Annotated in this window: 19 protein-coding genes; 10 read left to right on the top strand and 9 right to left on the bottom strand. The window is 71.9% G+C overall.

Annotated features, from left to right (window positions below):
- The first annotated feature begins 138 nt into the window (after nucleotides 1–138).
- The gene (locus ACZ4EG_RS12885) at nucleotides 139–561 is read left to right on the top strand and encodes a hypothetical protein (protein WP_467790667.1); all 423 of its coding nucleotides are present in this window, start codon (nucleotides 139–141) and stop codon (nucleotides 559–561) included.
- A 229-nt stretch (nucleotides 562–790) separates the two neighbouring features.
- Here ACZ4EG_RS12885 and ACZ4EG_RS12880 read toward each other — a convergent pair whose 3' ends face one another.
- From ACZ4EG_RS12880 to ACZ4EG_RS12870, 3 genes are all read right to left on the bottom strand, one after another.
- Complete coding sequence (locus ACZ4EG_RS12880; RefSeq protein WP_467790666.1) at nucleotides 791–2,137, bottom strand: esterase-like activity of phytase family protein; 1,347 nt, start codon at nucleotides 2,135–2,137, stop codon at nucleotides 791–793.
- A gap of 178 nt (nucleotides 2,138–2,315) precedes the next feature.
- A complete protein-coding gene (locus ACZ4EG_RS12875) occupies nucleotides 2,316–3,596 on the bottom strand; it encodes an SWIM zinc finger family protein (RefSeq protein ID WP_467790665.1) in 1,281 nt (426 codons plus the stop codon).
- The gene (locus tag ACZ4EG_RS12870; protein WP_467790664.1) at nucleotides 3,593–6,484 is read right to left on the bottom strand and encodes a DEAD/DEAH box helicase; all 2,892 of its coding nucleotides are present in this window, start codon (nucleotides 6,482–6,484) and stop codon (nucleotides 3,593–3,595) included. The genes ACZ4EG_RS12875 and ACZ4EG_RS12870 overlap by 4 nt, the downstream gene beginning before the upstream one ends.
- A 259-nt stretch (nucleotides 6,485–6,743) precedes the next feature.
- On the opposite strand from ACZ4EG_RS12870, the gene ACZ4EG_RS12865 reads away from it, so the two are divergent.
- Nucleotides 6,744–6,926 (top strand): hypothetical protein, encoded by a 183-nt coding sequence (locus tag ACZ4EG_RS12865; RefSeq protein WP_453558412.1) that lies wholly within the window; start codon nucleotides 6,744–6,746, stop codon nucleotides 6,924–6,926.
- Nucleotides 6,927–7,051: 125 nt separating this feature from the next.
- On the opposite strand, the gene ACZ4EG_RS12860 is transcribed toward ACZ4EG_RS12865, so the two are convergent.
- From ACZ4EG_RS12860 to ACZ4EG_RS12850, 3 genes are all read right to left on the bottom strand, one after another.
- Nucleotides 7,052–7,894 carry a hypothetical protein gene (locus tag ACZ4EG_RS12860; RefSeq protein WP_453558413.1) on the bottom strand — a complete coding sequence of 281 codons (843 nt, stop codon included), beginning with the start codon at nucleotides 7,892–7,894 and terminating at the stop codon, nucleotides 7,052–7,054.
- A 136-nt stretch (nucleotides 7,895–8,030) separates the two neighbouring features.
- The gene (locus tag ACZ4EG_RS12855) at nucleotides 8,031–8,327 is read right to left on the bottom strand and encodes a hypothetical protein (RefSeq protein WP_390710472.1); all 297 of its coding nucleotides are present in this window, start codon (nucleotides 8,325–8,327) and stop codon (nucleotides 8,031–8,033) included.
- A gap of 132 nt (nucleotides 8,328–8,459) precedes the next feature.
- Complete coding sequence (locus ACZ4EG_RS12850; RefSeq protein WP_467790663.1) at nucleotides 8,460–8,993, bottom strand: PadR family transcriptional regulator; 534 nt, start codon at nucleotides 8,991–8,993, stop codon at nucleotides 8,460–8,462.
- Nucleotides 8,994–9,117: 124 nt separating this feature from the next.
- Here ACZ4EG_RS12850 and ACZ4EG_RS12845 point away from each other — a divergent pair, with 124 nt between their 5' ends.
- On the top strand, nucleotides 9,118–9,873 hold the full coding sequence (locus tag ACZ4EG_RS12845; protein WP_467790662.1) for an alpha/beta fold hydrolase: 756 nt from the start codon (nucleotides 9,118–9,120) through the stop codon (nucleotides 9,871–9,873).
- A 76-nt stretch (nucleotides 9,874–9,949) separates the two neighbouring features.
- Here ACZ4EG_RS12845 and ACZ4EG_RS12840 read toward each other — a convergent pair whose 3' ends face one another.
- Nucleotides 9,950–10,549: a class I SAM-dependent methyltransferase gene (locus tag ACZ4EG_RS12840; protein WP_467790661.1), complete on the bottom strand. Its 600-nt coding sequence runs from the start codon at nucleotides 10,547–10,549 to the stop codon at nucleotides 9,950–9,952.
- A gap of 189 nt (nucleotides 10,550–10,738) precedes the next feature.
- On the opposite strand from ACZ4EG_RS12840, the gene ACZ4EG_RS12835 reads away from it, so the two are divergent.
- From ACZ4EG_RS12835 to ACZ4EG_RS12815, 5 genes are all read left to right on the top strand, one after another.
- Nucleotides 10,739–11,515, top strand: coding sequence for an MHYT domain-containing protein (locus ACZ4EG_RS12835; protein WP_453558422.1), 777 nt, complete (start codon nucleotides 10,739–10,741; stop codon nucleotides 11,513–11,515).
- A 46-nt stretch (nucleotides 11,516–11,561) separates the two neighbouring features.
- Complete coding sequence (locus ACZ4EG_RS12830) at nucleotides 11,562–14,084, top strand: sensor histidine kinase (RefSeq protein WP_467790660.1); 2,523 nt, start codon at nucleotides 11,562–11,564, stop codon at nucleotides 14,082–14,084.
- Complete coding sequence (locus ACZ4EG_RS12825) at nucleotides 14,081–14,518, top strand: roadblock/LC7 domain-containing protein (protein ID WP_453558429.1); 438 nt, start codon at nucleotides 14,081–14,083, stop codon at nucleotides 14,516–14,518. The genes ACZ4EG_RS12830 and ACZ4EG_RS12825 overlap by 4 nt, the downstream gene beginning before the upstream one ends.
- 22 nt (nucleotides 14,519–14,540) lie before the next feature.
- Complete coding sequence (locus tag ACZ4EG_RS12820; protein WP_453558432.1) at nucleotides 14,541–14,954, top strand: DUF742 domain-containing protein; 414 nt, start codon at nucleotides 14,541–14,543, stop codon at nucleotides 14,952–14,954.
- Between the two features lie 182 nt (nucleotides 14,955–15,136).
- Complete coding sequence (locus tag ACZ4EG_RS12815) at nucleotides 15,137–15,742, top strand: GTP-binding protein (RefSeq protein ID WP_467790659.1); 606 nt, start codon at nucleotides 15,137–15,139, stop codon at nucleotides 15,740–15,742.
- A gap of 9 nt (nucleotides 15,743–15,751) precedes the next feature.
- Here ACZ4EG_RS12815 and ACZ4EG_RS12810 read toward each other — a convergent pair whose 3' ends face one another.
- The gene (locus tag ACZ4EG_RS12810) at nucleotides 15,752–16,180 is read right to left on the bottom strand and encodes a PPOX class F420-dependent oxidoreductase (RefSeq protein WP_453558438.1); all 429 of its coding nucleotides are present in this window, start codon (nucleotides 16,178–16,180) and stop codon (nucleotides 15,752–15,754) included.
- Nucleotides 16,181–16,272: 92 nt separating this feature from the next.
- On the opposite strand from ACZ4EG_RS12810, the gene ACZ4EG_RS12805 reads away from it, so the two are divergent.
- Nucleotides 16,273–16,686, top strand: a complete 414-nt coding sequence (locus ACZ4EG_RS12805; protein ID WP_263206034.1) for a roadblock/LC7 domain-containing protein — start codon at nucleotides 16,273–16,275, stop codon at nucleotides 16,684–16,686.
- 126 nt (nucleotides 16,687–16,812) lie between these two features.
- On the top strand, nucleotides 16,813–17,724 hold the full coding sequence (locus tag ACZ4EG_RS12800; protein WP_467790658.1) for a DUF6397 family protein: 912 nt from the start codon (nucleotides 16,813–16,815) through the stop codon (nucleotides 17,722–17,724).
- A 9-nt stretch (nucleotides 17,725–17,733) separates the two neighbouring features.
- Here the strand turns inward: ACZ4EG_RS12800 and ACZ4EG_RS12795 are convergent, their stop codons facing one another.
- Nucleotides 17,734–18,597 (bottom strand): acyl-CoA thioesterase, encoded by an 864-nt coding sequence (locus tag ACZ4EG_RS12795; RefSeq protein ID WP_467790657.1) that lies wholly within the window; start codon nucleotides 18,595–18,597, stop codon nucleotides 17,734–17,736.
- Nucleotides 18,598–18,600 lie beyond the last annotated feature (3 nt).

Genomic DNA, 18,600 nt, shown 5'->3' with positions numbered 1-18,600 from the left:
ACGCGCGCGTGCCGGTGTCGGTCTCTGCCGAGCGACCTCTGGACGGAATGCTCCGGAACCGTGCGGTCCCTGTACGAGTCCGTATCAACTTCCTTGCGGGGGTCGCGCGTTGCCCGCTACGAGGCGACCCTTGACGGTATGGCCATGCCGCCCGTGCCACCCCGGCCGCCCGGACCTCCGAGCGACACCCCGCCTCCGGGCGGAGGCTTCGGACCGCCGCCCGGAGGCTACGACCCGCCGACGACCCCCTTCAGTGCTTTCGAGGCCCCGAGCAGGCGCCGGGCCCCGCTGTTCGCCGTGCTGGCCGTCCTTGTGACCGCGGCGGCCGTCGCGGCCGTGGTCCTGATGGCCTCGGGCGGCGACGGCTCACCGGAGAAAAAGCCGCCCGCGCAGAACAGCGCGAGCACGGGCGGCTCTCCCAGGCCTTCCTTCAGCATCCCAACCGAACTGCCCAGGAGGCTGCCGAGCGGGCTGCCGAGCGGGCTGCCGTCGGGGTTCCCCACCGAGGTGCCGAGTGACCTCGAATCGATCCTGCCGCCCCTCGCGGGTGAAATTCCCTGACGGGGCGGCTGGGGGGTGTTGTTTGGATCAGGTCGGCTGTGACGAACGGTGCGGGTTGGCCGACCCCGGGCGGGGTCATGGGGGGTGCCTGCTGCTCGAGCGAAGCCGAGAGCTTGGGGGACAGTGACGACAACGCAGCTGGGGGTCCCCCTGCTCGAAGAGCTTGGGGGAGTGCGTGCCAGACCCCGCGACGCCGGGATGATCCAAACGACACCCCCTAGATGTTCCCCTAGATGCCCTCGGGCAGGCGGACGTAGGTCACCGTCGTCTCGATGCCGCTGTCGACCAGACGGCCCTGTGCGTCGAAGGCGCCGGCGCCGTCCGTCATCCCGAGGTCGTTGTCGTTGATGAGGGCGAGCGTGTCGCGGTCCACGCGCGCGATGCCCTCGATCTTCCCGGGCACACCGCTCACCGTGCCCAGGTCCACGACGAGCCGCTTGGCGAGCACCGGGACGCCGGCGGCCGCCGGGTCCTCCAGCTGCTCCAGCGACGGGGACGTCGTGTCGTCGTCCCAGGGGCCGCCGAGGACGTCCGCCTTGTGCCCCAGCCTCACCAACTGCAGCCGGGCCGTCTTGTCGGTGCGCTCCTCGACCAGCAGCCGGTCACCGCCCACGGCGACCACCGAGGAGATCTTGAGCTCGGACGGGTCGTCCTCGCTCGGGTCGACCACGTTCACCGGGTCGAACCGGTAGGCGTACTCGCCGGTGACCGCCTTCTTCTTCGGCGAGAACCGCAGCAGACGCGTCGTGCGCGAGGCGTCACCGGCGTTCGCGTCCGGCAGGGAGAGCGGGCTCTGCACGGCCATCACCAGGTCTCCGCAAGGCAGTTGGGTCAGCCCCTCGAACCCGCGGTTGATCTTCCGGTGCAGCAGCACGGACGGCAGCGCCTCGACCACCGGGTAGTCGGTGCCCGTGAGGTTCAGCCCCTTGGGCACGTAGCGCGTGAGCACCTTCCCGCGCGCGGAGACATGGATCAGCGACGGGCCGTACTCGTCGACGAGCCAGAAGGTCCCGTCCTCGGCCCGCACGATGCCCTCGGTGTCCACACCGTTCGGGTTGTACGCCAGGGGGGTCTTCGCGTCATAGCTGTACGGTGTCTCGTCCCGGCCCTGCTGGTTGGGCAGTCCGGTGACGGCCTTGCCCGACCGGGTGGTGAGCGGAATCGCGTCGATCACCTCCACCTTGTCCCCGGTCACCCGGATCTTCACGATCGCCGGGTCGAAGCCCGGTACCGGGAACGTGCGGTGCTTCTTGCCGTCCACCTTGATCTGGCCGTTGGGGCCGCGGTCGGTGACCGTCCAGTACTCGCCCTGGCGGCCCGCCGGGTAGATGTCGCTGCCGATGCCGCCGAGGTCCACACCCCGGTCGTTGTCCACGCTGCCGGGAAGCAGGGCGTTGCTGAACGCGCCGAGCGGGATGTCGCCGAGCGTCGCCGTACGGATGACGTGCGCGGCGTCCCCGGACGGTGCCGCCGCGGCCGTACCGGCGGCCACGAGAGCGGCCGCGAGGGCCAGGGGCAGACCCGTCGTGACGGAACGGTTGACGACGCGGCGCCGACCGGTGGCGTGCGGGGACATCAGGCCTCCTGGGAGCAAGTTCATTGACAGCGGTCAGATTTGGGTCCCCGACGGAACGTCGTACGACCGTCGGATGAACGGAGGGCGTCTTCCACTCGTCGGTCGTGATGGACTCGTGCGGGGCTGGGGATCGCATGAGTGGCGGATCGTCAGGAACCGGAGAAGGCACCGGCCTTCCTCAGGACCCTCCGGACGGTTCGTCATCGAGCGACAGCCGGGCCGCCGCAAGTGCCGTCGCCGGATCCCGTTCCGGGCCTCCCGCGGGCAGCCAGAGGCCGCGCTCCTCGACGTACGGCCACCAGCGGCAGTCCCGGCCCAGGCGCAGCTGGATCCCGGCCCCCGGGACCGTCCACCGGTTGCCCGACGCCTGCAGCTGCGGCCGATCGTTGTCCTCGCCCGAGGCCACTTCGAGCGCGGCACGCGCGCGTGCGAGCGCTTCGCCCGTCACCTGCCACTCCTCGTCCAGCACGGACAGCCCTGCCGCACCACCGTGGCGCCAGGCGCGCACAGCAGCCGAAAGCCCTTTCCGGCCACGCCCCGCTCCCTCGGCGAGCCGGTCCGCGACGGCTCCCTCGGGGGCGCCGACGGCCAGGCGCACGGCATCCTTCTCCGCTGTCAACTCGGCTCGGAAGGGCCCTGGTTCCGGTACGGCGCCGAGTGCCTCCGCCAGCAATCGGTGTGCCTCCGCGGCGGTCCGCGCGGCCAGGTACGCCAGCGCCGCCGGATCGACTCCAGGGGCGGGCGGAGCCTCGGCGTCCAGGGACGCGGGCGCGCCGGGTACGTCCGGGAGGCCGGGCAACGCGGGCAGCGGAGGGAGGATGTCTCCGGCCGCCCAGGCCTCCGCGGCATCCACCCCCACCTGTTCGGCGGGCCGCTCCTCGGGGGAGGCGCCGCGCGACTGCAGCGCGTCGAAGAACGCGCTCTTTCCGATGCCGCGCATCAGCAACAGGACGAACGGATCCTCGTCCAGCAGCCGCGCCACCTGGTGGCAGAGCGCCGCCGTGTGTCCGCAGTGGTCCCAGGCGCCGCAGCCGCACTCGGCTTCCAGATCGCCCAGGCCCGGCAGGAGTTCGATCCCTATGGCCGCCGCGTCCTCGACCAGGTGCGGGGGGAGCTCCCGGTCGAGCAGCGCCGCCACGTGCCCCGCACGCTCGACGGCCAGGTCCAGGAAACGGGCCCACTGCTCGTCGGTCAGCCGCGGCAGCAGGACGTCGGCCCGGTGTGCCGCGCGCCCCGGCTCGCGCACCATCGCCGTCACACGGCCCGGGCGCACCGACACGGCGCCCACCGCACCCGCGCGGGCGAGCCTGCGTCCCGCCTTGACCTGCGCCGCGTCCAGCGCCGTGTCCTCCAGGGACCGCAGCCAGGCCCGGCCCCACCACGTCCGAGCGAAGCCCCGTCCGCGCGCGGGCGCCGGCGCGGGGAACGTGCGCTCCGTGTCGTCGTCGTACCGGCTCATCGCGCCTCCCCGCGCAGTGCCACCAGATCGGCCAGTTCCGCGTCCGTCAGTTCGGTGAGGGCCGCCTCGCCGGATCCGAGCACCGCGTCGGCCAGCTCGCGTTTGCGGCCCAGCAGCTCCGCGATGCGGTCCTCGACCGTGCCCTCGGCGATCAGCCGGTGCACCTGTACCGGCCGGGTCTGGCCGATGCGGTACGCGCGGTCCGTGGCCTGCGCCTCCACAGCGGGGTTCCACCAGCGGTCGTAGTGCACCACGTGCTCCGCCCGGGTGAGGTTCAGGCCCGTGCCGGCGGCCTTCAACGACAGCAGGAAGACGGGCATCTCACCGTCCTGGAACCGTCGCACCATCGCCTCACGACCGGCGACGGGCGTGCCGCCGTGGAGAAGCTGCGACGCCACCCCACGGGCCGACAGATGGCGTTTTAGGAGGCGCGCCATGCGCACGTACTGGGTGAAGACCAGAACGCCCGCCCCCTCGGAGAGGATCGTGTCGAGCAGTTCGTCCAGAAGCTCCAGCTTCCCCGAGCGCCCCGCGATGGTCGGGCGGTCCTCCTTGAGGAACTGCGCCGGGTGATTGCAGATCTGCTTCAGGCCGGTGAGCAGCTTCACGATCAGGCCCCGCCGCTCCATGCCGTCGGCCGCCCGGATCCGCTCCAGTGTCTCGCGCACCAAGGCCTCGTACAGGCCCGTCTGTTCCTCGGTCAGCGGCACCGGGTGATCGGTCTCGGTCTTCGGCGGCAGTTCGGGCGCGATGCCAGGGTCCGACTTGTGGCGCCGCAGCAGGAACGGCCGCACGAGCCGGGAGAGCCGCTCTGCGGCGAGGGGGTCCCGGCCGCTCTCGACGGCCTGCACGTACCGCGCGCGGAAGGTGCCGAGGCGGCCCAGCAGCCCAGGGGTCGTCCAGTCGAGGATCGCCCACAGCTCGGACAGGTTGTTCTCCACCGGGGTTCCGGTGAGCGCCACGCGTGCGCGTGCGCCGATGGAGCGCAGCGCCTTGGCAGTCGCCGAGTAGGGGTTCTTCACGTGCTGGGCCTCGTCGGCGACGGCCATGCCCCAGGGCACCTCGCCGAGCCGGGCGGCATCCATGCGCATCGTGCCGTACGTCGTGAGGACGAACTCCCCGTCGGCCACCGCGTCGAGACTGCGCCGGGCCCCGTGGAACCGGCGCACCGGTGTGCCGGGCGCGAACCGCTGGATCTCGCGCTGCCAGTTGCCGAGCAGGGACGCCGGGCAGACGACGAGCGTGGGACCGGCGGCCGACGCGTCCGTCTGCCGGTGCAGATGCAGGGCGATCAGCGTGATCGTCTTGCCGAGGCCCATGTCGTCCGCCAGGCAACAGCCCAGGCCCAGAGAGGTCATGCGGGCCAGCCAGCCGAGGCCCCGCAGCTGGTAGTCGCGCAGGGTCGCGTCGAGGGCGGCCGGTGGGACGACCTCTTCCCGCGCCTCCGGGTCGGCGAGCCGGTCCCGCAGTTCCGCCAGCCGACCTGTGGCCCGTACGTCGACGGGGATGCCGTCGATCTCCGCCGAGCCGGTCAGTGCGGCGCCGAGTGCCTCGACCGCGCTGACCTTGCGGTTCTGCCGTGCGCGGGCGCGGCGCGCCTCCTCGGGGTCGATCAGGACCCAGCGGTCGCGCAGCCGCACCAGCGGACGCTTGGCCTCCGCAAGGCGGTCCAGCTCCTCGCGCGTGAGTTCCCGCCCGCCCAGCGCGAACCACCAGCTGAAGCTGAGCAGGGCGTCGGTGGACAGGAACGAGGGCATGTCCGCCGGATCCCCGTCCCGCCCCGGCTCGCCGTCCGGCGGACCGACGGCCGCATGGACGGACAGTTCGCGCGACAGCTCCCGCGGCCAGTGCACGTCGACACCCGCCGCGGCGAGGGCGCGGCCGCCCTCCCCGAGAAGCTCGGCGACTTCGTCGTCCGCGAGTTCGACGGCGTCGGGCACGCCCGCCGAGAGCAGGGGCGTCAGCGGCGGCCAGGCGCGCGCAGCGCGGCGCAGCGCCAGCAGGGCGTCCATCCGCGCGCGGGGGCCGAAGGCACCGCCTGAGGGGCCGGATCCCGCCCACATCTCGGCCGCGTCCGCGACGACGGCGGGTCCGCTCACCCGGTGCACCTGGAGCACGGCACGGAACCGCACGGGCGTGTCGTCGTCCACCTGGTCGTCGACGGCGTCGTGCGCGGCGTCCTCGAGTCCGGGCACTTCGATGCGCAGCGAGAGCCGTACGCCCGCGTCGTGGCCCGCGGCGATGTCGTCGGCCCAGGCCCGTTGCGCGGGCAGGTGCTGCGGCTCGGGCGCCGCGTAGGCCGGGCCACCCGTCACCAGCCGCGCGGCGGGGGAGCGGGGGAGCGCGTCGGCCACCGCGTCCAGGAAGGCGCGCAGCAGCCGCTCGGGGTCCGGCATCAGGGGCGCGTCGGCGGAGCCGGCCGACGGCACGGCGTGGGCCTCGGGCGGCATGGCGGCGGCGAGTTCGCGGACGAGTTCCGTGTCCCGGGCGGACAGGGGCCCCACCCGCCAGGCGTCGTGATCGGCGGGGGACAGGCCGGGCAGCAGCAGACCGCGCGCCAGGAAGTGCAGGGCGAGCACACCCGCCGTGCCCCAGAACGCGGTCGCCCGGTGCGCGTGCGGGAAGACACGCGCGCGTGTGAGGAGCGGAAGCGCGGTGCGCACCGGCATCAGCACCGCGGGCACCCGTACCCGCTCGACGCCGCCCCCGCGGGGCAGCAGGGCGGTCAGGTCCGCGACCGCTCCCGACGCGACGGCCGGGGGAGCCTCGCCGTCGGGTCGCCAGAAGCCGACGGTGCCGGTGCGAGCGGGATCCGCCGGTACGAAGACGGTGCAGCATCCGGCCAGTTGGGACAGGTCGGAGAGTGGTGCCGCGGGGATTCTCTGCACAGCTCTGCCGCACTCCTCAAATTTGACTACTGAGATCCGGGTCGCCGAGGGTACAGCACATGGACGCGCGACCTGGAATGGCTAGGCTGTGACCCGAGCCACTTCACCAGGTGTTCGATTTGCAGTGCCGGTGCGGGCGCTCAGGGACGCGTAGGGGTTGCGTCTCAGGGACGTCTCAGGGTTGCGCTCCGGAACCGCGGGAGGCGCGGGCCCGTTTTCAGATCAGAGAGCGGCAGTGGCCGCGAAGGAGGCGACGCACATGTCGAATAGCGCGAAGATCGCCGCAGGGGGTGTGGCGGTCGGGCTCATCCTGTTGATCTGGGTGCCCTGGTGGGTGTCGTTCCTGATCGTGCTGGGAGTCCCGGCGGCCGCGTACCTCACGCTGGACCCCTCGCAACGGCGCAGGCTGCGCCGTGTCGCGCGCAAGGAGATCGGCCGCTGAGGTGCCGTCGCCCCTGCGTGTCCCCGCCCATGGCGCCCGGACATCGCCTCGGTGGCCTCCTCGGCGCCCCGGACGGCTGATGACACGAGTCCCGGCCCGTTGGCCGGGACTCGTCCCGCGTGGGCTCAACTGGGCCGTACGGCCAGCTTGTCGAGTGCCTCCAGGAGGCCGGGGAGCTCCGGGCCGCGGCCCACCGGCAGGACCTCGCCCGGCTCGTCGTCCAGCAGCACGAACGCAATGTCGTCCGTACGGGCCACCATCGACCAGCCGGGGCCGTCGGCGCGCAGGGTCCGGGCATCGCCGGGCGCGAACGAGGAGCGGACCCGGCCGAGAGGCGGTGGCGAGTCCACGTACGCGCGTGCTTCCGCCAGGACCCGCCGGACCCCGCCGTGGCCCTTCGGTGCGTCCTCCGTGCCCTTCGGAGCGTCTTCTCCCGCCTCCTCCGGCGCGTTGCCCGGCGTCGGGAAGTCGGCGTCGTCGATCTGTTCCCGCCACACCGCCCACTGGAGCGCGATCTCGTCCGCGCCCAGGCGCCGCTGGGCCGGGCCCCAGCAGCTTGTGTCCGGCGGGGTCAGCGGGTTGCCGTCCGCCATGTCGGGGCCGGGATCGTGCGGCGCCGGTACGCCCGGAGCCGCAACGGCGACCGCGAGGGGCCAGCCCGGCAGCGCGGCGACGACCGTGCGCTCGTCCGGCGACAGTTCGTACTCCATGCCGCAGTCCCAGGACGCGATCGCGACCGCGACCAGCGAGACGTCGTCGATGACGACCGTCCAGCGGGCCCCGTCGCCGTCCTGGCCCAGCACCAGCCCGTATCCGTCGGCGCGCGGCGCGAGGCCCAGCGCCGTACAGGCCTCCGGATAGTCGTCACCCAGCACGCTCGGAAACTGCGCCGGCGTGAGCAGCACCGCCGTGAGCACGTACAGCGCATCGTCCGCGGCGGCGACGGCCTCGTCTTCTGTCTCGGCCATCCCAGCCTCCCCAGTGGTTCGTCCAACGGCGCGCACCCTAGTGCGAGCGGAAGGCGGTTGTCACGACTCCCCATCACACCCGGAGCTGCAGTTTCCACCCGGAGCGGGCGAAACGACCGGATCCGCGGCCGGTAGGTCAGGACACCGGCAGCCCGAGAAGGTCGCGGGCCACTGTCCGGGGCGACTCGTCGCGCTCCCGGGCCAGCACGATCACGGCCCGGCACGCCAGCTCACTCACTCCGAACGACAGTGCCTCCGGGGACACCCAGCCTGCCGCTTCGTCGATCCGGTCCTGGTCGTCCTCCGCGCGGGCCGACACATAGGCGGCCGCGGCCTCGAACAAGTTGTGTGCGCGCTTCTCCCGGCCGACGGCCTCCTTTGTGCTCGTGGAGGATCGGAATCCGGTGACGTACTTACGGATCCTGTCGAACATGCGGACCGCCTTCCGCCTCTGCGGCTTCGACTCTGATCGTTCATCTGCTCCTGTTCAACGTAGAGTTGGAGCTTCGGCAACAGAAGAGGGTCGAATCGGTTAAGTGGTTCGAGCGGCCCGAACACGGACGTCTCAGCGGCCGGCCTCGTCGAGTGAGGCGATGGTGTCGCGCAGCCAGGTGAGTTCGGCCCGGCTCGTGGCACGCGCGATGGTGAGGATGCCGCTCCGGAAGGGGTCGTCCAGCTCTTCGGCGCGCAGCGGCCGGTCACCCTCGTAGAAGAAGCTCGCCGGCTCCTCCAGGAAGGCCAGTCTGCGCCGCAGGACCGTCGCCTGGGCGGCGGGGTCGTCCAGGTGTCCGAGGAAGGCGAGCACCGTGAACCAGCGGTTCTCGTCGGTGATGTCGCGCTGCGCCGGTTCGGCGAGCCGACGGCGCAGCTCGCTCCTGCCCTCCTCGGTGAGTGTGAGCACATGGCGCGGCGCGGCCACGGACCCCGGCTCGGTGGCCCGCGCCAGGAGGCCGGCCTTCTCCAGCCGCTTGATCGCGGGATAGAGCGTGCTCTCGGCCACGGGGCGGACATGTCCGGTCAGTGCGGCGATGTGCTTGCGCAGGACATAGCCGTGCAGCGGGGCGTCGTAGAGGAATCCGAGGATCGCGAGCTCCAGCATGCCCGCATTCTCTCGTATGCGCGCTGTACATCGAGACCTCGATACTTCGACTTACATATACCTCGTTACCGATGTATCTTGGCGGCGTGCCGAACGCGGCATTCGAGCGACTCAGGGGGACCCCGTGAAGCAGACCGAGTTCGACGGCAAGGGCAGCTGCATCCGCTGGACGGAGACGCCCGGCGAGGAGCCCGCGCGGGTGTACGTGCACGGACTGGGGTCGGTCTCGTCCGTGTACCACGCGCACATCGCGGCCCGCCCGGAACTTGCCGGCCGGCGGAGCCTGTTCGTCGATCTGCCCGGACACGGCATCAGCGACCGGCCCGAACACTTCGGGTACACGCTGGAGGACAACGCCGACGCCCTGGCCGCGGCACTGGACGCGGCCGGTCTCACCGGGGCCGAGCTGATCGCGCACAGCATGGGCGGGGCGGTCGCCATCGTGCTCGCCCGTCGGCGGCCCGATCTCGTCTCCCGGCTGGTTCTCGCCGAGGCCAACCTCGACGCCCTCCCGCCGGCGACGGCGGGGAGCAGCGGCATCGCCTCTTACGAGGAGGACGAGTTCGTCGACGGGGGGCACGCGCGCGTGCTGCGAAAGGTCGGCCCCCTCTGGGCGGCGACCATGCGGCTCGCCGACCCGCGGGCCCTGCACCGCACCGCCGTCGGGCTCCGGCGCGGCTCGGAACCCGTCATGCGCACCCTCCTGGAAGGACTGGAGATCGACCGTCTGTACCTTCAGGGCGAGCTCAGCGGTGAAGTCCCGGGCAGGGAGGCCCTGGAAGCCGCCGGCGTTCGTGTGGTGACCGTGCCCGGCGCCGGGCACAACGTCATGTTCGACAACCCGGACGCCTTCGTGGCGGCGGTCGCGGGGCGCGTGTGAGGGGCCGTTCCGGCACACGACCCGGCGGCGCCCAGCGTGCGTGGACCCGCCGCCGTGCGCGGCAGGGAGGTCGCGCTCAGCGCTCCCGGACCGCCAGCGCGAGGAAGCGGGTGTCCTCGTCGACGTACGACGTCATACGCCACCCGGAGCCTGCCAGCAGGGGACCGAGGTTGGCCTCCGCGCGCAGGTCGTCCGGGGTGATCTGCCGCCCCTGGCGCGCGGCCAGGGCCGCCCGGCCGATCGGATGGAACAGTGCCAACGTGCCGCCGGGCCGTACCACACGCGCCAACTCCCGCAGATTCTCGGCCGGATGGGGCAGGTGCGCGATGAGGCCCGCGCCGAACACGGCGTCGAGGGACTTTGACCGAAGCGGCAGCGCGGCGACGTCGGCGAGCACCAGCCGGCCGTCGCGGTCCCTCCCGGCCCGTACGGCCGCCTGCAGCATCTCCGGAGTCAGATCGACGCCCACGACCACGCCCGAGGGTCCCACGGCCGCGCGCAGCGGCGGCAGGGCGCGTCCCGTGCCGCAGCCCGCGTCGAGCACCCGGTCCCCCGTGCGCAGCCCCAGGTCGGCCACGGCGGACGCGTAGGCGGGGCCGTCGTCGGGGAACTTGCTGTCCCAGTCGGCAGCACGGGCCCCGAAGAACTCCTGGACGTGTGTGTGGTCGTCGCTCATGCTCCGCATGATCCCTCACCGTCACGGTTTCGTACGTCCACTGGTGCCTCTACGCCCATGACGCAGGGTGCCATCTACGCGCATGTTCGAGCGGGACGCGATCGTTCCAGCGCGTCTCCATGTCATATTCCAGCACCTTTCGAAATGCGCCCCCTTGGTGCACCCGTGCACCCCTAGCGTCCCGGGGCCATGGGACACCTCGACCACGCCGCCTTCGGCTGGCTGACCCCTGTGCTGTCGTATGCGATGGCCTGCATCGGCGCCGCACTGGGGCTGCGCTGCACCGTCCGCGCGCTCGGCACCACGGGCCGCTCGCGCCGCAACTGGCTCGTCACCGCGGCCTCCGCGATCGGTACCGGCATCTGGACCATGCACTTCGTGGCCATGCTCGGCTTCGGGGTCAGTGGCACAGGCATCCGCTACGACGTGCCGCTGACCATCCTCAGCCTGCTGGTCGCCATGGCCGTCGTCTGCGCCGGTGTCTTCGCCGTGGGCTACGGCCGGAACCGCACCCGGGCGCTGTTCCTCGGCGGCCTCACCACCGGGCTGGGTGTCGCGAGCATGCACTACCTGGGCATGGCGGCGGTACGGCTGCACGGCGACATCACCTACGACCCGGCGCTCGTCGCGCTCTCCGTCGTGATCGCCGTGGTCGCGGCCACCGCGGCCCTGTGGGCGGGGCTGAACATCAAGTCACCCGTCGCGGTCACGGTTGCCTCCCTCGTCATGGGAGCAGCCGTCAGCAGCATGCACTACACGGCCATGTTCGCGGTGAGCGTGCGCGTCACGCCCTCCGCCTCGGTCCTGCCCGGGGCCACGGCGATGCAGTTCATCTTCCCCCTCGCCGTCGGCCTCGGGTCCTATCTGTTCCTCACCTCGGCGTTCGTCGCCCTCTCGCCTGCGGCGGGCGAGCGCGAACCGTCCGCTGCCGCCCGGCGGACGGTCGAGAGCGCCGCCGCCCGCTAGTGGGCTCCGGCAGGGCGCGCCCCGCACCACTACCGAGCGAGGACCCATGCGTACACCCCGTAGGACCCCCACAGCAGGAGCGGAGACGCAGGCCACGCCACCATTGCGCGGCCGCCGTGCGCACGCGGGACCGCCGGCCGACGAAGGCACGGACGCACCCCCGGGCGCGACGTCGGACCACCCGCCCACGCGCGCGGTGCGATGGCGGATACGGCCGCGGACCGTCCGGGCCAAGGTCGTCTGCCTGCTGATGGTGCCCGTCGTCTCGCTGCTCGCCCTGTGGGCGTACGCCACCGTCAGCACCGTCCAGGACGTCGCCCGGCTGCGGCAGTCCCAGCGCGTCGACTCCGAGCTGCGGTCCCCGGTCGCCGCCGCCGTCACCGCCCTGCAGGCCGAGCGCGCCGCGGCGGTGCTCTGGGCGAGCGACCCGGCCGCCGGACGGAGCGGCAACCTCCGTACACTCGCCGCGCGCACCGACCGGGCCGTCGCCAGGCTGCGGCTCGGGCGCGACACCACCGTCGCCGACAGCGAGGAACTGCCCCGCGGTGTCGCCCGGCGGCTGGCCGACTTCGTCACCGGAGCCGAGCACCTGGCCGCGTTGCGGACGGCGGTGCTCGACCGCCGGGCCGGCTGGGACGACGCGTACGCGCAGTACACGAAGACCATCGCGAAGGCCTTCACCGTGGAGGGAGCCCTCACCGGCGTCCAGGCGGACGACCTCGGCTCCGACGCACGCGTGCTGCTCGAATTCTCCCGCGCGAGGGAGGCGTTGGCCCAAGAGGACACGGTGCTTGCGAGCGCCCGCCCCACCCGCGCTCTCCAGGGCGAGCGGCTGTGGCTGTTCACCGGCGCCGCCGCCACACGCCGTACGCTCACCGAATCCGCCGCGGCGGACCTGCCCGAGGCCCAGCGTGCCGCCTGGCTGGACCTCGCCGACAGCAGTGCCTACACCGCGGTCGGCACGCTTGAGGACAAGGTCCTCGCCGGTGCTCCCGGTTCCCGGGCGCTCGCTGCGGCCCCCGTGGCAGCCTGGAGCGCGGCCCACGCGCGCGTGCGGGACGGGATGCGGTCCATCGAGACGGACGCCGCTCGCACCGTCGCGGGCCGGGCCGATCCGTTCGCACGAGGTCAGCTCACCCCGGCAGGCGCCGCGGTCCTCTTCGGCCTGGTCGCCGTCGCCGCCTCGCTCGTCATCTCCGTCCGCATCGGGCGCGCCCTCGTTGTGGAACTGGTGAGCCTGCGCAACAGCGCCCTGGATCTCGCCCGCCGCAAACTTCCCGAGGCGATGCGGAAGCTGCGCGCGGGCGAGGAGATCGACATCCGGGCCGAGGCGCCGTCCGGACCACCCGCGGAGGACGAGACCGGCCAGGTCGCCGAGGCCCTCGGCACCGTGCACCGCGCCGCGCTGCGCGCCGCCGTGGAGCGCGCCGAACTCGCCGACGGGATCTCGGGGGTGTTCGTCAACCTCGCTCGCCGCAGCCAGATCCTGGTCCATCGCCAGCTCAGCCTCCTGGACAGCATGGAGCGCCGCTCCGAGGACCCCGACGAGCTCAGCGACCTCTTCCGCCTCGATCACCTCACCACCCGTATGCGACGCCACGCGGAGAGCCTGATCATCCTCTCCGGAGCGGCACCGGGACGGGCCTGGCGTATGCCGGTGTCCCTGAACAACGTGGTGCGCGCGGCCGTCTCCGAAGTCGAGGACTACGCGCGCGTGGAGGTACGCCGGCTCTCCGAGGCCTCCGTCATCGGCGCGGCCGTCGCCGACCTCACCCATCTGCTCGCCGAGATCGTGGAGAACGCCGCCCAGTTCTCGCCGCCCCACACGCGCGTGCGCATCACCGGCGAACCCGTCGGCAACGGTTACGCCGTGGAGGTCGAGGACCGGGGCCTGGGCATGGGTCAGGAGACGCTCGCCGAGGCGAACCGGCGCATCGAGCAGTCCGAGGCACTCGACCTGTTCGACAGTGACCGCCTCGGGCTCTTCGTGGTCAGCAGACTCGCCGCGCGCCACGGCATCAAGATCCATCTGAAGACCTCGCCCTACGGTGGCACGACCGCCGTGGTCCTGCTGCCCACCGCCCTGCTGCACAGCGGCGCGGCGGAACGTTCCCCCCGCTCGACGGGGGACGGGGAACGGGCGGCGGAACGCGAGTACGCGCGCGTGCCCGGTGCCGCTTCGCTCCCGGAGGCCGTCGCCGCGTCGGCCGACCGACCCGCCCTGGCGGCCACCGTCCCGGCACCGACGGACACCCCGAGCGGCCCCCCGCCGCCTGGAGTCGCCACCTTGCGGCCGCACCGCCCACCCCACGACCCCGGGGGCTCCGACAATCTCCCGCGCCGGGTACGACAGGCGAACCTCGTCCCCCAACTGCGCGAGCGGCGCACCGGGGAGCCGGCCGGGACACCAGCCTCGGGGGAGGACGACCGGCGCACCCCCGAACTCGTGCGGGACCGCATGGCGGCCTACCGCGACGGCTGGGCGCGCGGCGGGGGCAGGCACCCGGGCCGCGGCACCGCCCCGGACCCCGAACCGGGCACAGACAGCAGCGAAGGAGACCCTGCATGATCCAGGACCCGAGCATGAGGGCCGCCCAGCGATCCGGTGAACTCGACTGGCTGCTGGACGACCTGGTGGTACGCGTGGGGGAGGTGCGGCACGCCGTGGTGCTCTCCAACGACGGCCTGGCCGTCGGTGCCTCGAACGGCCTCAAGCGCGAGGACGCCGAGCACCTCGCCGCCGTCGCCTCCGGCTTCCACAGCCTGGCCAAGGGCACGGGCCGGCACTTCGGAACGGGTGGGGTACGCCAGACCATGGTGGAGATGGACGACGCGTTCCTGTTCGTGGCCGCGGCCGGCGACGGCTCCTGCCTCGCCGTCCTCACCGCCGTGACCGCCGACATCGGACTGGTCGCGTACGAGATGGCCCGGCTGGTCAAGCGCGTCGGCGAGCACCTCTGCGCGCCGCCGCGCGTTGCTGCCCGCCCGCCCGCCGCCCGCTGAGCCGAGAGGGCGGTCGGCACCGATGACCCAGGACATGAGGGGCAGCCCGCGGGAGCCGGACAGCCAGTGGTACGACAGCGAGGCCGGGCCCCTGGTCCGCCCGTACGCCATGACCGGCGGACGTACCAGACCCGGGCCCTCCGGAGTGCGGTTCGACCTGATCGCGCTCGTGACGCTCGAATCCGCCGCGCCCGCCGTCCACGACGACCCCGGGCTCGGGCCCGAGCACCGAGCGCTCCTCGACCTGTGTCGCACGGAATCCCAGTCCGTCGCCGAGCTCGCCGCGGGCGCCGACCTTCCTGTGGGCGTGGTCAGGGTGCTCCTCGGCGACCTCCTGGAACTGGGCTGTGTCACCGTCAGCCGCCCAGTGCCACCGGCGCAACTGCCCGATGAACGGATTCTCCGCGAGGTCATCGAGGGACTGCGGGCGTTGTAGATGAAGGTTCAGAACCAGCCGCGGTACGGCACAGGGTTGCACTCCCTTCCGCCGACAACCGGCCCGATCCGGTCGGATGGTGACGATATCGGTGCAATCCCTCGGAAGTGAACGTCAGTTGTCATGATGCTGACTTCGCACACAGACGTCGAACACAGCCGGCACTCCCGAGAGAAGTGATCATGGTCTCCGAGCATTCCGATGCCACGCATGGCGAGACGTCCGCCCTGGCGCTGAAGATACTGGTCGCCGGCGGATTCGGCGTCGGCAAGACCACCCTGGTGGGAGCGGTCAGCGAGATCAAGCCGCTGCGCACCGAGGAACTGCTCAGCGAGGCAGGTCAGTTGGTGGACGACACGAACGGTGTGGACCAGAAGGTCACCACGACCGTCGCCATGGACTTCGGGCGCATCACCATCCGTGACGGCCTCTCCCTGTACCTCTTCGGCACACCCGGCCAGGACCGGTTCTGGTTCCTCTGGGACGAGCTGTCGCAGGGAGCTCTCGGTGCCGTGGTGCTCGCGGACACCCGGCGGCTGGAGGACTGTTTCCCGGCGGTGGACTACTTCGAGCACCGGCGCATCCCGTTCGTCGTGGCCGTCAACTGCTTCGCCGGCGCCCGCACCTACGGCCCCGACGACGTCTCCCACGCCCTCGATCTCGACCGGGGAACACCGGTGGTCCTCTGCGACGCCCGCGACCGGGACTCGGGCAAGGAAGTACTGATCCGCCTCGTCGAATACGCCGGGCGGATGCACACCGCCCGGCTCCTCGACTCCGTGAGCTGAGCGGGCGCCTCAGGCCGACAGATCCTTCACCGCCACGACGTTGTCGACGGCGACGCGGACCACGAGCTCACCCGGAACGCCGTTGCGGGCGCCGAACTCCTCGGCGCGCTCCTCACCCATGTACCGAGCCGCGATCCGGGTCGCCCAGGCCCGTACCTCGTCGAGGTCCTCCGACACCTGGGCGCGACCGTTCAGGACCACGAAGTGGAACGGCGGCCGGTCGTCGTCCACGCACAGGGCGATCCGTCCGTCGCGGGCGAGATTGCGCCCCTTCACGGTCTCCTTGCCGGTGTTGAAGACCACTTCGTCCCCGTCCAGCAGGAACCAGATGGGGGCCACATGCGGGCTCCCGTCTGCCCGTACGGTCGCCAGCTTGCCGGTGCGGGTCCCGTGCGAGACGAACGCCCGCCATTCCTCGTCGGTCATCTTCTGTGCCATGCCCCCATCCTCCTTGCCCGGACAGCGGTCGTGGGGAAGGCTGGCGGACAGACCCTCCGGCCAGGGGGAGACATCACACGGGGAGACGGAGCATGGCGCAGAACCAGGGACTCGGCTGGCTGCTCGACGACCTGACGGAGCGGGTGGAACACGTACGCCACGCGCTGGTCCTGTCGAACGACGGCCTGGTGACCGGGGCCAGCACCGGCCTTCGCCGCGAGGACGCCGAGCACCTCGCCGCCGTCGCTTCCGGACTGCACAGCCTGGCCAAGGGTTCGGGACGCCACTTCGGCGCGGGCACGGTGCGCCAGACCATGATCGAGTACGACGACGCCGTCCTGTTCGTCACCGCGGCCGGCACTGGCAGCTGTCTGTGCGTGCTCAGCGGCGCGGAGGCCGACATCGGTCAGATCGCCTACGAGATGACCCTGCTCGTCAACCGGGTCGGCGAACATCTCGGCGTGGACGCCCGACGCCCCGAGCGAACCTCCCCAGCAGACCTCTGACCTGCGCATTTTTCATTCCCCTCGGAGTTATCCACAGGCTTGCCACGCGATTCGCCAAACCGGCTACGGTTTTTTCACGGCGAGCGCACACGGCGTGAGCCACCAACTCCACGGGGGAGTACGACCATGTCAGGCAACACCGTCACTCAGCCGCGTTCCCTCACCTGCACGCCGAGCCGCGCCGCACGCGAACTGAATCTGAAACGAGGTGAGTTCGACCTCGCCGTGCACCTCGGCCGTATCAGGACCGTGCCGGACGAGGGAGGAGGCGGAGGCCGCCGGGTCGAGCGCGCCGAGATCGACCGGCTGCGCTCGGGTGAGGGGTTCCCCGAAGCGCTCCGCGACAGCGTCAAGGCCGTGGGCACCACGGAGGGCGCGGAGATCATGAACGTGTCGGCCACCAGGTTCACCCGCTTTGCGCGCCTCGGGCTGGTGGTTCCGGTGAACTTCTACCTGAATCGCTATCGAGCCGTGGTCTGGCTCTATCTTGCCGAGGAACTGCGGGAGTTCGCGGCCGACGAGAAGAACGCGTCCCTGCTGACCGGCCGTACGCCCGAGGTGCTGCGCTCGCAACTGGACACCGGCCTGGATCTGCGTGCCCGGAACTGGCGCGGACGTCACCTGGGCTTCCTGCTCCGCCAGGCCGGCGATCCCTGGGAGCGCGCCGGAGCCTTCGCCGCGTTCCTCGACCCCGCCCATATCGCGGACGTGGTCAAGGACCCGTACGAGCGCTCCCATCTGAACCGGTTCCGCCCGGCGCCACCTGCCCACGGGGCACCGGGATCGCCCTCGGCGCATCTCGCCGAGAAGATCATGACGGCGGACGACCTGGACGAGATCGGCTGGCTGAGGAGCGACCTGGCCCGAGGACTGGAGCAGGCCCGCGCCTACCGACCCGCTCCGCGTCCCGCACCGCGACACGACCCGAAGGCACCCGCACCCACACCCGGACCCACACCCGTGCCCGAAGCGCCGGAGCGGCCGCATGGGTTGCTGGGCCGGCTGCGCCGCAGAAGCCTCCGGCCCGCGGGACTGTGAAGTCCCGGCCTACAGGGCTCTGAACAGACCCTCCTGGACGACCGAAACGAGCAGGCGCCCCTGCAGGTCGTAGATGCGCCCGCGAGCCAGACCGCGGCCGCCCGTCGCGATCGGCGACTCCTGGTCGTACAGGAACCACTCGTCCGCGCGGAACGGCCGGTGGAACCACATGGCGTGGTCCAGTGAGGCCATGTCGAAGTTCCGCGCGCCCCACAGGGGTTCGACGGGTATGCGGACCGCATCCAGGAGAGTCATGTCGCTGGCGTAGGTGAGCGCGCAGGTGTGCACCAGCGGGTCGTCGCCCAGAGGTCCGACCGCGCGCATCCACACCGCGCTGCGCGGCTCCGCGCCCTTGACCTCGTCGGGATTCCACCGCAGCCGGTCGACGTAACGGATGTCGAAGGGCTGACGGCGTGCCATCCGCTCCAACTGCTCCGGCAGAGCGCCCAGATGCTTGCGGATCTCCTCCGTGACCGTCGGCAGGGACTCCGGGTCCGGCACGTCACGGGTCGGCAGCTGGTGCTCGAAAGGTCCTTCCTCAGGCATGTGAAAGGAGGCGGTGAGATTGAAGATCGTGCGGCCCTGCTGTATGGCGGTGACCCGCCGCGTCGTGAACGACCGCCCGTCGCGGACCCGCTCCACCTGGTACACGATCGGCACGCCCGGCCGGCCCGGGCGCAGGAAGTACGCGTGCAGCGAGTGCACCGGACGCTCGCCGTCCGTGGTGCGCCCCGCGGCGACCAGCGCCTGGCCCGCCACCTGGCCGCCGAAGACCCGCTGGAGGGATTCCTGGGGGCTGCGGCCACGGAAGATGTTGACCTCGATCTGCTCCAGGTCGAGCAGGTCGACGAGCCTCTCGGCCGGGTTCGTCATGGG

Source organism: Streptomyces sp. NPDC025638 (genome assembly GCF_055558775.1).
Note: the sequence above shows the minus strand (reverse complement) of the source record. Positions and strands in the feature narration are given on the sequence as shown.